This is a genomic window from Streptomyces caniferus, assembly GCF_009811555.1.
GTDB lineage: Bacteria > Actinomycetota > Actinomycetes > Streptomycetales > Streptomycetaceae > Streptomyces > Streptomyces caniferus.
Genome location: NZ_BLIN01000007.1, coordinates 302,033 through 317,222, shown reverse-complemented (window position 1 = coordinate 317,222; position 15,190 = coordinate 302,033). Strand labels below are relative to the sequence as shown.

Annotated in this window: 10 protein-coding genes; 2 read left to right on the top strand and 8 right to left on the bottom strand. The window is 70.4% G+C overall.

Annotated elements, in window-relative coordinates; translation table 11 throughout:
- Positions 1 to 42: 42 nt before the first annotated feature.
- The 3 genes from Scani_RS39520 to Scani_RS39510 form a co-directional block, all read right to left on the bottom strand.
- Entirely contained in the window at positions 43 to 1,215 is a 1,173-nt protein-coding gene (locus Scani_RS39520; protein WP_159482901.1) for a GTP-binding protein, read from the bottom strand.
- An 80-nt stretch (positions 1,216 to 1,295) separates the two neighbouring features.
- Entirely contained in the window at positions 1,296 to 1,469 is a 174-nt protein-coding gene (gene rpmF, locus Scani_RS39515) for a 50S ribosomal protein L32 (RefSeq protein ID WP_159482846.1), read from the bottom strand.
- A 332-nt stretch (positions 1,470 to 1,801) separates the two neighbouring features.
- Positions 1,802 to 3,232, bottom strand: coding sequence for a DUF1254 domain-containing protein (locus tag Scani_RS39510; protein ID WP_218039252.1), 1,431 nt, complete (start codon positions 3,230 to 3,232; stop codon positions 1,802 to 1,804).
- Between the two features lie 171 nt (positions 3,233 to 3,403).
- Here Scani_RS39510 and Scani_RS39505 point away from each other — a divergent pair, with 171 nt between their 5' ends.
- The gene (locus Scani_RS39505) at positions 3,404 to 4,603 is read left to right on the top strand and encodes a PucR family transcriptional regulator (protein WP_159482845.1); all 1,200 of its coding nucleotides are present in this window, start codon (positions 3,404 to 3,406) and stop codon (positions 4,601 to 4,603) included.
- 132 nt (positions 4,604 to 4,735) lie between these two features.
- Here Scani_RS39505 and Scani_RS39500 read toward each other — a convergent pair whose 3' ends face one another.
- Positions 4,736 to 6,181, bottom strand: coding sequence for an oxygenase MpaB family protein (locus Scani_RS39500; protein ID WP_159482844.1), 1,446 nt, complete (start codon positions 6,179 to 6,181; stop codon positions 4,736 to 4,738).
- 648 nt (positions 6,182 to 6,829) lie between these two features.
- Positions 6,830 to 7,987 carry a Dyp-type peroxidase gene (locus Scani_RS39495; protein WP_159482843.1) on the bottom strand — a complete coding sequence of 386 codons (1,158 nt, stop codon included), beginning with the start codon at positions 7,985 to 7,987 and terminating at the stop codon, positions 6,830 to 6,832.
- Between the two features lie 219 nt (positions 7,988 to 8,206).
- On the opposite strand from Scani_RS39495, the gene Scani_RS39490 reads away from it, so the two are divergent.
- Complete coding sequence (locus Scani_RS39490; RefSeq protein ID WP_159482842.1) at positions 8,207 to 9,418, top strand: right-handed parallel beta-helix repeat-containing protein; 1,212 nt, start codon at positions 8,207 to 8,209, stop codon at positions 9,416 to 9,418.
- Between the two features lie 6 nt (positions 9,419 to 9,424).
- Here the strand turns inward: Scani_RS39490 and Scani_RS39485 are convergent, their stop codons facing one another.
- The 3 genes from Scani_RS39485 to Scani_RS39475 form a co-directional block, all read right to left on the bottom strand.
- The gene (locus Scani_RS39485) at positions 9,425 to 10,105 is read right to left on the bottom strand and encodes a hypothetical protein (RefSeq protein WP_159482899.1); all 681 of its coding nucleotides are present in this window, start codon (positions 10,103 to 10,105) and stop codon (positions 9,425 to 9,427) included.
- 310 nt (positions 10,106 to 10,415) lie between these two features.
- Positions 10,416 to 12,923, bottom strand: coding sequence for an SdrD B-like domain-containing protein (locus Scani_RS39480; RefSeq protein WP_159482841.1), 2,508 nt, complete (start codon positions 12,921 to 12,923; stop codon positions 10,416 to 10,418).
- A gap of 960 nt (positions 12,924 to 13,883) precedes the next feature.
- Positions 13,884 to 14,930 (bottom strand): S66 family peptidase, encoded by a 1,047-nt coding sequence (locus Scani_RS39475; protein ID WP_159482840.1) that lies wholly within the window; start codon positions 14,928 to 14,930, stop codon positions 13,884 to 13,886.
- Positions 14,931 to 15,190: the final 260 nt, after the last annotated feature.

Below are 15,190 nucleotides of genomic sequence, written 5' to 3'. Positions count from 1 at the left end.
GCCGGACCAACAGGTAGCTGGTCCGGCATCGGTACATGGCCTTCAGCCAGTGGGGACGGCCTCGCGGCCCTGCTCGTGCTCGCATGCATCGTCGATGCCGTACGTCTCCCAGGACGGGAACGGATCGCCCAGCCCGGCGGCGATCTCGCCGTCCCGCAGGAGGCAGGCGGCGAGCCGTTCGGCCAGGGCCTCCCTGCGCAGGGCGGTGCCGATGAAAACCAGCTCCTGCGCCTGCTGTTCGCCACTGCGGACGCCGGCGGGCTCGAAGCGGGCGACGACGCCGGCCTGGGACCACAGCCCGGTGACGGCGGGCCGCGTCGCGAGCCGGAAGAAGCCCTTGGAGCGCAAGATGCCGCCGTACGCCCCGCTGTCCAACTCCTCGGCGACGAACCGCCACAACCGCTCGGGGTGGAAGTACTGTTCGGCGCGGAAGACGAGGCTGGAGATCCCGTACTCCTCGGTCTCCGGGACGTGGTCTCCGTTGAGTTCGGCGACCCAGCCCGGGGCCTGCTGGGCCTTCTCCACGTCGAACCGGCCGGTGCCGAGGATCTCGATCGGGTCCACCTGCCCGTGGCGGACGGGCACGATGTGGGCCGAGGGGTTGAGGCGGGCCAGGGTGGCCTTGAGCCGGTCCGTCTCGTCCTCGCCGACGAGGTCGAGCTTGTTGAGCACGATCACGTCGGCGAATTCGACCTGGTCCATCAGCAGGTCACTGACCGTGCGTTCGTCGTCCTCATACTGGTCAAGACCGCGCTCCGTCAGTTCGTCGCCACGCGCCAGCTCGGGGAGGAAGTTGGCGGCGTCGACGACTGTGACCATGGTGTCCAGGTCCGCGACGTCCGCGAGCATCGCGCCGTCGTCGCGGGCGAACGAGAACGTGGCCGCCACCGGCATGGGCTCGGAGATGCCGCTGGACTCAATGAGCAAGTAGTCGAACCGGCCCGCGCGAGCGAGCCTGTCCACCTCCTCCAGCAGGTCATCCCGCAGCGTGCAGCAGATGCAGCCGTTGGTCATCTCCACCAGCCGCTCCTCGGTACGCGACAGCTCCGCTCCCCCGTCGCGCACCAGCGCCGCATCGATATTGACCTCGCTCATGTCGTTCACGATCACCGCCACGCGAAGCCCCGCGCGGTTGTTCAGGACGTGATTGAGCAGCGTGGTCTTGCCGGCCCCAAGGAATCCGGAGAGCACGGTGACGGGCAGAGAGCGGTCGATGGCGGCGGGTGCGGCAGCGGCAGGCACGGACGGTTCCTGTTCGTACGGGATCGACTGGGGTGTACTGCGGCGTGCGCCTGTCACTTCCCAGGGAGCGGCAGCAGCCCACGCTCATAGGCGCGCGCCAGACGACGCGGCACCTGGTACTCGACCCCGCCGACGTAGACCGGGGCGAGGTCGGGGGTGCTCGCCTTCCACTGCGCGCGGCGGTGGCGGGTGTTGCTGCGGGACATCTTGCGCTTGGGAACGGCCACTGGGGGAACCTCCTGATGAATCACGGCTGCAGACCCAGAAAGCTACATGAAAATGAATGTCATACGCAAAAAATTGCCCACCACATGTGCCAGGTGGTCCCGAGCGCGGCGCCCAGTACGAGTACAGAGGCGTCGTCGGACTGCACGTTCCGCGGCGACGCTTTCGGCGGCTCCCCCCCCCCGCAAGGCCTGAATCCCGCGGGGGCTGCCGCCGCCGGGTCGCGACGGCGGCAGCCCCCGGGGTCCGTCCTCACACGGATCCCGCCCGGAGCAGGAGCGAGGCGAGTGTGACCGCTGCTTCGTGGGGGGGGCGTGCCGCCGGAAGGCCCGCGTCAGCTGATCATGGTGACCGCGGGCGGGGACCAGGTGCCGTCGAGGACACTGGACTTGGGCCGGTACATACGAAGGATCATGGAGAACCGGCCGCTCGGTGCGGGCAGCCAGTTGGACTTCTTGCCTGCCGGGGCGTCGTGCTGGAGGTAGATGTCCGTGGATCCGTCGGGGTTGCGGGCCGGCTTGACGGCGTGGCCGACCTCGTAGCGGTGGATCGGGTTGCGCACCAGGAAGCCGTCCGGGTCGTACATCGTGAGGGACCAGAAGGCCTTCACCGGCGGGGTCTGCCCGGGGGTGAAGTGAAGGACGTACCGCTTGGCTCCGGTCAGCGGCCTGCCCCGGCTGTCGGTGCGGACGATCGGGTAGACGGCGTCCTGCGGGAGGTTGGCGCCGAGCCCTTGCCAGGCGGTTGTCGCGCGCAGCAGGTAGTCGGTGCCGTAGTCGCCCAGGTTGAGCGAGACGCGCCAGCCGTTCACGTCGTTCCCGGACGTGGCGAGCGCGGCCCGGATCCGCTTCTGGGCCGCGGGTACGGCCTGGCGCAGGGCCTCTGCCGTGGCAGGACCCTTGGCGTCGATGTCGAACGGCCTGCCGGGGACGATGCCCAGACGGGCCAGGGTGGCCACCATACGAGCGTCCTTCTTCGCGGGCGGGTTGGTGGCCATGGACGAGGCGAGTTGGGAGAAGAAGGTCTGCGCGTCCATGCCGGCGACGCGGGCGGCCGGCGAGGTGGTGGGGACGTTCGGGTCGACGTGACCCGGCGGCGGGGTGTGGTGGTGGCCGTAGTCGCGGAGCGGTGTGAGGGTGTAGTGGCGCACCAGGTCCTTGACCGCGGGCAGGTCGGAGGGGCCGTCGAACTGCGTCCGGCCGAGGATCCACGCGGTCCGGGTCGGCGACTTGATCTGCTTGACTCCGGCGGGCAGCCGGCCGTGCCAGCCGGGGCCGGTGAGGGCGAAGTCGCCGGCCGAGCTGCCGGTGGTGCGGGTTCCCGGGGAGGCGAAGACGTCGGTCCAGGCGTTGAGCATGGGCATCATGAAGTACCGGCCCTTGGTGTCCGGCACATGGAGCACGACCGGCCCCTTCTTCAGGTCCAGCCACGCCGAGGTGTACAGGGTGTCGACGTTCGGGGCCACCACGGTGTGGAACTCCGGGCCGGGAGCTCTGTCCGCCTTGACGAACTGGTTCACCGGTGCCCGCAGGGTCGCCGGATCGGGCTTGCGGACGTTGGTGGACGCCTGCTCGGTGGCGCGCGCCAGGACCAGCGGATAGCCGTAGACGTAGGCCTTGACCGCGTCGGCGGTGGTGGCGGGCGCGGGCGCGGGGTGTGCCGTGCTCGCCTGGGCTGCTGTCACCGGCGGGGCGGACAGGGCGAGCATGGCCACCCCCGCACCGGCGGCGGCACCCCAGCGGCGGAGTCGTCGCGTTGTGTTCATGAAGGGTCGTTCCTCACAGGGCTGTTGTCGGAGCTGACGGCCGGATGCGGGTGGGCCGGGCAGCCGGCACCGCGCAGCACGAAGGTCAGGTCGATATCGCCTCACTGTCGTCCCACCAACCGGCCGGGACAATCGGCCCTGAGGACACGTCAGGCGGCCTATCGTTGTGACGTGTCACAACGCAGCGCATCGCCGGCCGAGGCCCCGGAACCGGGCGAGAACATCCACGAGCAGGTGGTCCGGATGGCCACCCGCCTCGAACCCCGGATCAACCACCTGGCCAGACTGGTCGTCGAGCGCCAGCGGGCCGAGGTCCCCGGCTTCGACCGCCTCCCCGACGACATGCGGGATCTGGAGATCGCCTCGGCCGCCCGCCACACCTTCCGCGGTTTCCTCCGCGGCGTGCGGGGCCTCGCGGACACCGACGCCGCGGTGCTCCGGGAACGCGCCACCCAGCGCGCCGCGGAAGGCGTCCCCCTGACCGGGCTGCTCAGGGCGTACCACGTCGGCGCCGAGGTGGTGGCGGACGCGCTGTCGGCCGCCGCCCGCCCCGGGGAGGAGGCCGCCCTGCTGTGGCTCACCCGCCGGCTGTTCACCACGGTCAACTCCCTGGCCGAGCAGGCTGCCGAGGCGTACCTGCTGGGGCTGGCCGACCAGCAGGCGGCAGGACGGGAGCTGGCCGCGGCACTGCTCCGCGGTGACGCGCCGCAGGAGGTGGCCGCCCGGTGCGGACTGCCACTCGAACCCGGCTACCTCGTCCTCAGCGTCCGCGCCCCGACGGCGCAGGAGCCGGTGGCCGCGCGGCGACTCCTCCACCAGGTCCTGGTCCGTCTGGCACCCGCCGCGGACGGCCGAGCACTCAGCCTGCCGAACGGACAGGGCGGCCACATCCTGCTCCCCGTCGGCACACCCCACGCCGACCTCGTCCGGCACCTGTCCACCGGCCTGTCCCGCCCGGTGATCGCGGGAGCCGCCCTCGCGGCCACGCCGGAGGACGTCCCCGCGGCCGCCGAACAGGCCCACCGGATCGCCGCCATCGCCCGCTCCCCCGGCGTGCACCGGCTCCAGGACGTACTGCTCGACTACCATCTGGCCGGCTCCAAGGACAGCGCCGACGAACTGGCCGCGCTTCTCGACCCGTTGGACGGCCACGCAGGTCTGCTCGAGGCCGTCGCCGCCTTCCTCGACTGCGACCTCGACCGACGCCGTACGGCCCGGGCACTCAGCGTCCACCCCAACACCGTCGACAACCGCCTCGCCCGAGCCGCCCAGCTCACCGGTCTGGACCCGCACACCACACACGGCATACAGCTCTTCGGCGCTGCCCTCACCCTCCGCCGACTCGCCGAGGACCCTGCTGTTCCGGGATGACGACGCACGCCCGGGCGAACCCGAACCCGCCCGGTACGAAACACCGGTGGCGGGCCGCCCCCACCGGTCCCCCGGCGTCGTCCGCATCGCCCCGCCCCCTCTGACGCTCCGGCACTTCGCCCGTACCGGCCGCTACGGGCGTCCGAGGAGCTGGCTGCCGGCGGTGTTGTCGGTGCGGGCGGTGAAGTAGTCGGTGAAGGCCCGGACGAATTCGTCTTCGGTGATGCGGCCGTCGCCATCGTGGTCGAGCTGGCGGAAGCCGTGGTTGAGCTCGGCCGGGTGCACCCGGGAGCCGCCGAAGATCGTGCGGTACTCATCGGCACACAGGTGTCCGCTGCCGTCGGCGTCCGCGGCGTGGAAGATCGCCCGCACCGCGACATGCAGCCCCTGTTCCAGATAGCCCGGTCCGGCGTCGATCCCGGTCAGCATGGCGGTGACGAACTCCTCGCAGCTCACCTCTCCGTCGCCGTCGGCGTCCATGCCCTTCCGCAGGTGCTGCCACCAGGTCTCGAAGGCGGCATAGACGCGGGCTTCGCGCTCGGGGCCGAGTTCGAGCGGCCAGCACACGTTGTGCGCCATGGCCTGCAGATCGGCCGAGCTGATGCGGCCGTCGCCGGTCTGGTCGAGGACCTGGTGGAAGAAGGTCCGCAGACGTGCCGGACGGGAATCGGCACCCCTGCGGCGGCGCGGTCCGGGAATCCGGACCGGGCTCGCCTCCGGCGGCGAAGGACGGTCGGTGGCGGCGGTGGAGGGCCGCGGGGCCGAGGAGTTGCCGGCCGGCGGGGTGCGGTAGCGGCGGTGCTCGGGCAGCACGTTCGTCAGCACGCGCATCCCACGGTGCAGGACGAAGGACAGCAGGGCCGCACGTCGGGTGCGGCGCAGGCCGAAGCGCTCGCGGAAGGCTTCCGGCAGGTCCGCGACGGTCAGCGCGCCGATCGTGCGGGCGGCCACGGTGCGCATGAGCGGCCAGGCCGGCTTCAGGCGACCGAGGCGGCGGGGCGCGGGCGCTTCACGCAGCATGTCGAAGAGCAGGTAGCGCACGGGTTCGCTGTATTCGAGGCGCTCACGGATCGTGCGGTCCACATACGCGGGCACATCCGCCGCCGTGGCCGGGAGCAGGTCACCGGAGAGCCCGAACTCGTCGCACACCGCACGGAATTCGCCGTACATCTGCTCCAGCTCAGCGGCCGCCAGCGGGCGTCCGGACAGTTCCCGCATCGCCGTCATGCACTCGTACAAGGTGACCAGCACCCACACCCGCACCGCCGGATCCAGCGCGGTGAACGGCCTGCCCTGCTCGTCGGTCCCGACCAGACGGCGGTGCGTACGCTCCAGACGGGCCACCTCACGGCGCAGCCCCTCACGGTCGGAGAAGAACAGCCGCCTCCCGCTGTCCATGGTGTGCTCGATACGCCGCCACGGGTGCGCACGGTAGGTCGAAAAGTGGGCCATCCCGGCCGCGACCGCCGGATCCGCGGTCTGGAGAACCAACAACCGCCACGCCACCAACCCGATCCGCCACTCCCCCAGCGTGCGACGCAGCAGCGAATCAGGACCGGGAAGTTCAGCGCTGGCCAAGGGGACCTCTCCTCAAGCACGTGGGACGGCAATGAGCGGGGACGCCCGAAGAGCGATCATCCGGCAATCCGCCCAGCCCAACGGCCCCACCGGATTCCGGGACCGGCCGGCCTCCTGAATTCACCCGTCCGAGGCATACCGCGGAGCGGGGGTAGCGGGCGATGCAGAGTCCCGCGACAGCACTGGGCCTTTTCGCCGGCTAGGTCAACACGGTGGGACTCGTGCCCCTCCCGGCCAGCCAGGCGTATGCGTTCCTGCCGGAGAACGGGGGTGGAGACGGCCGCCCTGCCTGACGTCGAACTCGTCACGTATCTACGGCAGTTGCTGGAGTCCTTCCGCAGCCGGGGGGATGATTGGTTGCCCCGCCTCCCCTGGCCCCAGTTCGAAGGGAACCGCGGCCTTCTTCGCCACTCTTCCCCCTGATACCGCAAGTTTCTCGGGTATTGAGGCCGCGCACCCAGAACCCGCGTCGTCACCGCACCCTGGTCCACGATCCTCGGTGACGCCGCGAAGGAGCTGCGGGGGGATTGTGCGTTTCCCCGACCAAGTTGCTCTTGGTGACGATCGGGGAGCCCGCTCCCGGCTCCCTCCTGGTTTGAGCCACTGCCGGCCAGCTGTCTCATCAGGCCGAAGCCACGGGCGGCGTGATCAGCCGAACAGCTGGGAGCCGAGCGGGTGTTGCTGGCCGAAGCCGGGGAGGATCAGGAAGGTCGCGCTGGCGGTTGTGGTGGTGAACTGCAGCAGTGCGTCGGAGGTGTCCATGTGGGTGAGGGTGGCGGTGAAGGTCCGCAGGTCGTTCTGGAAGCTGATGAAGAGCAGGCCGGGGGCGGGCTCGTCGGTGCTGTAAGAGCGGCGGAGCATGAGCCCGACCCCGACCACGGTGGGGTGCGCTCTGCGCACATGGGCATCCGCGGGGACGAGATAGCGCCCGTCCGGTGTCTTGGCGCCGAGTTCCGGGCCCGAGGCGGCGCTGCCGCCGGAGAGGGGGACGCCGCTGGCCCGGCGGCGCCCGAAGACCGCTTCCTGCTCGGCTACGGACAGGGGGGCGAACCTTGGCAGGTCGAGTTCCATGCGCCGCAGCACGGCAAGGGTGCCGCCTGCGACCGTCGGGGGCCCGGCCAGCCACAGGTCGCGTTGTTGTTCGGCGGTCGTGTGCGGGCCCACGATGCCATCGATGAATCCGAGCGGATTTCGTGGCGCGGTAAGGCCGTTGCCGAGGGGCACGTTCGTACCGCGGCGTGCGGACTGCCGCCAGCGTTCACGGATGCGGTCACCGGCCTGGTCCAGGAGCGCGGCGGCGACGACCGGTAAGAGCAGTGCGTCGCTCGCGCAGATCTGCATCAGCAGGTCTCCGCCGCGTGCCCGTGGGGCGATCCGTTCGCGGGAGAATCGCGGGAGGTCGGTCGCGCCGGGCAGCGAGGCACCGGCCGTGCGCACCAGCCGGGGGCCCACGCCGACGGTCACGGTGAGGTCGCCCGGCGGCAGGCCCAGCAGCCGCGGGTCGGTCCCCGTGGTGAGTGTGCGGATGGCCTGGCCGAGTTCGGCCAGTAGCGGGCCGGGAGCCACGGTGGCACCGAGGTCGGCCACCACGGCCAGCAGGTTGCCCTGGGCCGGCTGGGGAAGCGTGATGCCTGCCTGATGCCGGCCCGTCGCCGCAACCGGCATGTGCGTGGCCACTGCGGCAGGGGCGTGCCGGCCTGGCTGGGCGGAGTCCGCCGTGCACCCGGCGGTCAGACCGGCGGCCACCATGGCGCCGGTGACATCGAGGAAAGCACGCCGCGACGGATGGTGATCGGCTCGGTGCATGGTGTGCAGAGTGCCACACCCGCATCGCGCCTGCGGGTCAACCTCCCGATTCCGGCGCGGAATTGGGCGTCATGCTGCCAAACTGGGATCATGCCTCGATCAGCTCTTCGCGTGGTGGCAGCGGTACTGGGCACGCTGACACTTGTGGTCGGCTGCAGCGGCGGCGATGACGGGTCGGGCAAAGGCCGGCGACCGGCCGGTGCGGAGGTGACGATCCGAGTGCCTGCCGATGCACCGACGATCTCGGATGCGGTGTCGTTGGCTCGGCCCGGCGACCTGGTGCTGGTCGCGCCGGGCGTGTACCACGAGTCGGTGAAGATCGACACGGCGCGCATCACTCTTCGCGGTGCGTCCCGGGACAAGGTCGTCATCGACGGGCGGTTGCAGCAGCCGAACGGCGTCGTCGTCGCGGCGCCCGGGGTGGCCGTGCAGAATCTGACCGTGGAGAACAACACGCAGAACGGCGTGCTGGTCACCGGTTCGGCGAAGGCGGCCGCCGGGTTACCGGGGCAAAGCGGCGGCTACGACACCGGCGATGAGCCCGTCGCCTTCCTGAAGTCGTTCCTGGTCTCGTATGTGACCGCGACCCGCAACGGCCTGTACGGCATCTACGCGTTCTCCGCGCAGAACGGCGTGATCGAGCACTCGTACGCGTCGGGCGGAGCCGACTCGGGGATCTATGTCGGCCAGTGCAAGCCCTGCCACATCGTGGTGCGGGACAACGTCGCCGAACTCAACGCGGTCGGTTACGAAGGCACCAACGCAAGCGAAGACATGTACGTGGTCAGCAACCGCCTGGTCGGCAACCGGGTCGGACTCACCACCAACTCCGACCACCAGGAGAAACTGCTCCCGCAGAAGGGCGCCGTCATCGCGGGCAATCTGATCGCCGCCAACCAGCAGACGGCCACCCCGGAGCAGGCCGACGGCGGGTGGGGCACCGGCGCCGGCATCGACGGCGGCAGCGACAACCGGTTCATCCGCAACCGCATCGCCCACAACAGCAACGCCGGGCTGGTGATCACCGCAACCGCCGACATACCTCCGGTCGGCAACCAGATCGTGGGCAACACGTTCACCGGCAACGGCCTCGACGTCGGCTGGACCTTTCCTACCGCCACGCGGGGACGCGGCAACTGCCTGCGGGGCAACGATCTGCGCACCACCGTGCCCGCCCGGCTCGCGACCACTGCGGACTGCCCGCTTCCGGCCGGGTCGTCCTCGCCGGCCGGCACGTGGGCGGCGCCGACGGCACCCGGTGGCATCCCGTTCACCGAGGTCGCGGCGCCTGCCCCGCAGCCGCAGTTCCCCGACGCCACCACCGCGGGCGCCACCGCTGTCCCGTCCGTCCCGGCCCTGCCGAAGACGGAGGGCGTCCGGCTGCCGCCGGCGTCCCTGCTCGCCGCGAACGCGCGGGTGCGGACGTCCTGAACAGCGCTACCGGGTCGGGGTGGTCCCGGGTACCGGCTTGACCGGAACGTACTCGTGGGTGTCGAAATCGATGACCACCGGCTCCGGCTGGGAACCCACGCCGGCGCGGACCCGGTACATGGTGCCGTCCGAGCCGACCCAGTAGCGCACGTTGCCCGCCGTACCGGAGCGGTCAGGGGAGGACGGTCCGGTCATGACGTCCACCCGATGCCCGTCCACCTGGTCCCGCCCCCGCCAAGCGGCACCGTTCTGCGGCAGCAGTTCGGCGTTGTCCGGCCGGTCGCCGCCGAGACCGAGCGCGATGGACAGGGAGGTGTCCAGCGCGCTGCCGGACGACAGCAGCGGACGGCCGTACCAGCCCGCACGGGGCGGCGACGCGGGTGCGTGCGCCGGGGCGGCCGTCATGGGGCGGACCTGCACCGAGGTGGGCGTCCACTGGATCAGCCCGTCGCTGGACTTGTCGCGTCCGGTGCCGTGCACCACGCCGTAACCGACCTTGCGCCGATAGTCGACGGCCCCGGTGACGGTCAGCCCGCCGGCAGTGCCCGGCACGGTGATCGTCACCGCGCGGCCGTGCGCCTGGTAGTTACGGAATCGCGTGATCGCCAGCCGGCTCGCCTCATCCGTCGTCAGGGGGCGCGGACCGCCGGCGCCGGAGCCGCCGTCGGCGACCAGGAACGCGGCCACCGCGGCCACCGCGACGGCCGCGATGCCGATGACGGCCGCGGCCCAGCGCGACCGCGGCCAGCGGCGCCGGTCAGCCGGATGACCTCGTGGGGCTTGCCGGATTCTCACGCTCCGCACGCGGTTCGAGGCTGACACTCTCCGATTCATCCTTTCGATCACCACGCTGTCCGGCCGCCGCGGGCTCGCGGCGGCACTCGGCAGTCCGGAGGCAGACCACGCCAAGGCCGGCCCTCCTGGACCGGCCGGGACGTGATCTGTCCGTCCGCGCCGTCCGGATCGCGGACGGGCAGATCACCGTTGTGCGGTTCGTTCAGCGTTGCCGGGCGCGGCGATTCCGGGTCACGAATGCGATGACCAGGCCCGCACCCACCAGCAGACCGACGATGCCGAGCATCTTCGCCAGCCCGGGCGTACCGGTGTTCGCCAGCGAACCTCCGCCTCCACCGGCCGGGGCCGGGTGGTTGGCAGGCGGCGCGGGCGACGGCGGCGTGGAGGCCGCGGGCGGCGTCGGTGTCTGTGTCTGTGTGGGAGTCGGCGTCAGGGTTGGAGTCGGCGTCGGGGTCGGAGTCGATGTGGGAGTCGGAGTCGGCGTCGGGGTCGGCGTCGGGGTCGGAGTCGATGTGGGAGTCGGAGTCGGCGTCGGGGTCGGCGTTTCCTTCGGGAGGTACACCCCGGCGTCGATGGTGTGATCGACCCCGCCCGGCTTGACCGGCGCCGTGACAGGCGCGTTGCCGTTGCACAACGGTCCGGTGGCCGGCGGGGTCACATTGGAGTCGTGCGCACGGTTGGCACCGGCCCGCGGGAGCGTGAACCTCAGTGCGCTCGCCGGTGGTTGCTCGGGCACCTTGCTGGTGTCCGCGGTGCACACGTCGAACTGCACCGTGTACTTCGCGCCCGGCGTCAGCTCGTACGCGGCGCCGACACCACCGAAGTAGTATTCGCCGGCGGCATTGGTCCTGGTCGTGGCGACCTGTTTGCCGTCCGCGTCCAGCAGGCGGATCGTCGCCCCCGGCAGCAGCACGTGCCCCGGGTCCTGGATCCCGTTGTGGTCGCCGTCGAACCACACGACGTTGCCGATCTGGATCGGCGCGTTCGCCGCCGCGTACGCGATGTCACCGAGCCCGCCGGCCTTGCCGAACCCGCCTTGCTCCCGGCTGACGAACTGGAACCCGTTGGCGGTCGGGTTGTTGCCCGGGCCCTGACCGGTCGTGATGTCGTGGTACCCGGTCCCTGAGGTCGCGACGTTGACGACCGGGTCGAACTCCGTGCTGACGACCCACTGCTGCTGCGGGATATAGGCCACCGACCCCAGCGCGGTCTCCTGGTGCGCGTTGGCGTAAGAGTCGCCCGGGAAGTATTCGACGACATCGGCGCCCTGGCCGCCACTGTTGGCGGGGGTGGCATGGTTGGGACAGCTCCCGGTGCCTTCCCACTGGTATTCACCGGTGGGAGTGGCGCACACCATGGTGATGTCACCACCGGACATGCCGTTTTCCGCCGTGTCGTTCCCCGGGCGGGGGTCCAGCCCTCCCCAACTGAGCACGTCCATGAACCGGTCACGGAAGCCCAGGATCATCGAGCCGTCGCGGGCGAAGGCAAGGGAGGACAGCTCCGGCTGCGGATCGATGAAGACGCCGCCCGCCTTCCGGTCGTCCCATGTGCCCAGGCTGGTGTTCCACGGGTTCCAGTGGGTGGCCTTGTCGCCGGAACCGAAGACGCTGCCGCGTTTGTCCGTCAGCGGGTGACTCAGCACCGTGCTGAACCGCTTGCCGTCGTAGGCGTAGACGACGGCTTTCAGGTCAGCGCGCTGCTGTGTGCTCTCCGCGCTGCACACGCCGCCGACGTACAGCGTGTTGTTGTGGGTCTGCAGACCGAACGGCCGCCAGTCGTCGGGGCTCGCGCACCCCGGGTCCGGGATCGGGACCGTCGGCTTGGGTGCCGCGGCGGTGGCGCCTGTCGCGTCGAAGCTCACCAGGCTGCGGGTCCGCAGGTTCACCGCGTACAGCGTGGAGCCGTCCTCCGACAGGGCCAGGCCACCGATGCTCTCCTTGCCCGGCGCGTCGGTGAACCCGGGATCCTTGATCACGTTGGTGGTGTCGTGCGGCGTCACCGCGGCGTCCGGTACCCGCGCGAACAGCTCCGGCGCGCCCGAGCCGTTGACCGGCACCGTGTAGATCGCGCCCCCGCCCTGCGGGCCGTACGGGGCGTACCGGCGGGCGAACGCGCTCTGGAACAGCCGGGTCCGGTGCTTGTCGTACGCCAACCCGAACGTCGTGCCCACCTGAGCCTGTGTGGCCAGCGTGTCCGGGCACGTCACATCGGCAGGACACGTGCCTCGGGCCTTCGTTCCGAACGCCACCAATGCCCGGGTGTCGGTTCCGTTGGCGCCATTGTGGACCGGTACGAAATACCGCGAGTCCGGGAGCGTGTAGTCAGCCGGATCCCACACGCCCGTCACCACCGAGGCGTTCTTTCCGTCCGACACATCGACGAACGACGTGAAGCTGTTGAAGTGGTTCTCCGCCGTCGACGCAGGCGCCGCCCGCAGATAGCCGCTGTACGGTGCCGGGACGCTGACGTCGACGCGGTATTGGCCGCCGCTCAGCACGGTCGATGCCGACACCACGACCTTTCCCGTGGCATCCGTGACGCCGGTGACATCGTGCCCGGCGGGGTCGGAGATTTTCACCTTCACGCCCCGCTGTGGGACGTCCATCGCCGCGTTGATCACGCCGGTGCCGAAGAAGTCGCGCAGCACCTCGACCGTCAGCGTGCCGTCGGCGGTCGAAGCGGCGGCCGGTCCAGCCGTCGCTCCCACGGCGCCGCCTGCCAGCAAAAGAACAGATAACGCGATGCGCGCCGACGGCTCCACAAGCCTCCAGGCTAACCGGCGCGATTCTCTGCCTAGTCGGTTCATGGCATCACACTCCACACTTCTCTTGTCGTGAAACGAAGCGACCGCTTCTCGCGGACGTCCGCTTCCTGACCCCAGGAGCGGAAGCCCGTCGCGAACGCCACGGAATAGGAAAAAGGCGGCCACTGCTGCTACGTGGACCGCCTTTTCATGATCTTTCAGCGAAATCGTGGACCAGCCGTAAGCGCCGTGGACCAGGAAAAGCGAACGCGCGTTCAGAGCCCCGGGCAGCGCCGCCCCGCAGTGAGTGTTTTCGCAGATCAATCACGGCATCCCCGCCCCACCGCCGACCTCGCCGACCGCCATCGCGAGCAGCGCGCGATATTCTATGCGCTGGAGTCTCACCGCCACCAGCAGAACCCTGGAATCCACTGGGATCCGTTGATAATCCCCAGGCACCCAGAGAATGGCGATCGGAAGAATATGCGAATAGCGACGTGATGACTGAATGCGGGCCCGCGGGTGACTCCCGATGGCGTGTCCGGGACGTGCTCGTCACACAGGGGCGTTGCGTAGTCGAGATGGTCCGGTTCGCCTGCTGCACGATTGACCTGGCGTGACAACTGGCATGCGGATCACAGCAGCCCACGCACCCGGCCCGCCCGCGCCCTGACCGACCGGCCGTACTCGTCCCGGGAGATCCCGCGAGTTTCTGCGCCGACGACAGATCCCGCACACCATCCCGGAGAACGGAACCAGGCCGGACACCGTCTCCGTACGACCACCATGCGCTCGACCGGCTGGTGGCCCTCTCCCGCTGGCGGCAGCCGGGGACCCGTAGTCCCAGCCCCGAGAGCCCTCCGGGCACCCACCGTTCCGGACGCCGCCGCCGAGCCGACGGCGGCGGCGTCCGAGGCGGAGGGCTCAGTACGTCACCGTGATCCGCCGGGCCGGCCCGTCCACCCGCACCGTGCCGCCGTAGGGGATCACCACCTGGGGATCGGTGTGGCCGAGGTCCACGTCGAAGACCGCCATCGTCTGCGGGGCGTACGCCGCCAAGGCGCGCAGGACCGCTTCGCGCTGCTCGACGACGTAGCGACGCTTGGCCTCCGGCCCGTTCGGCTTGTCGAAGGACCAGGCCTTGGCGCGTCCCATCAGCAGGGCGGGGAAGCGGGCGAGCAGGCCGCGCTCGCCCATGCTGCGCAGGATGTAGAAGACTTCCTCCGCCGCGGGCAGCTCTTCCGAGGTCTCGAGGAACAGGACGCCGCCGTCGTACGCGGCGGGGTCGCGGTCGATCTCACGGTCGGCCATCAGCAACCAGGACAGGATTTCGATGTTGCCGCCCCAGGAGCGGCCCTCGACGACCCGTTCGGGCCGGTGCCAGATCCACCCGTCGGCGGGCTCCGAGTCCGGTTCGACGCGGAAGGTCTCGGGGTCCGCCCAGTCGCGGCCCGAGTCACCGAAGCGCTCGGGGGCGCGGAGTTCGTAGGGGCCGGAGGTGAACAGGGCGGCGCGCACCGAATCCGCGGTCATCGGGTGGAGCGCGTACGGGCGGCCGATCTCGGTCATCAGACACGCACCGTGATAGCCGACGATGCCGAGGTTGTGCAGGAGCATCAGCAGATTGGTGTTGTCGCTGGTCCCGAAGAACGGCTTGGGGTGGGCGCGGATCAACTCCCGGTCCAGTAAGGGCAGTACGGTGATCTGGTCGTCACCACCGATGCTGGCCATCACGGCCTTGATGGTCGGATCGGCGAACGCGGCGTGAATGTCGTCGGCCCGCTCCTGGGGTGTGGACCCCATGCGTCGCGTGGCCGGATATTCCACGGGTTCCAGCCCGAAGTCCGCACGCAGCCGCCGGAGCCCCAGCTCGTACGGAAGCGGAAGAATTCCCGGCAGGCCGGACGACGGCGAGATGACCGCTATCCGGTCACCGGGCACGGGCTTGGGCGGATACACAGACGTCTTCATTCACAGGAGAGTAGGGGCCGACTCCCCCTCACTCACCTGCATTTCACTGCGGACGAGGTCGCGCACTCATCCGATGGGCCAGGCACTCATCGCCCGCGGGACGGCAATGGAGCGGAGCGGAGTACCGCTGGCCCGGGGCGCGAGGGCCCGCGTACTGGCCGGCGCACCCGCCTGCTGCTGCTCGACGGCCGACCGCGGGCAGGGGCTGCCCGCCGGCCGGGACACCTGCCCTGATTCTCCGACCGAAGATCTTCCGGAAC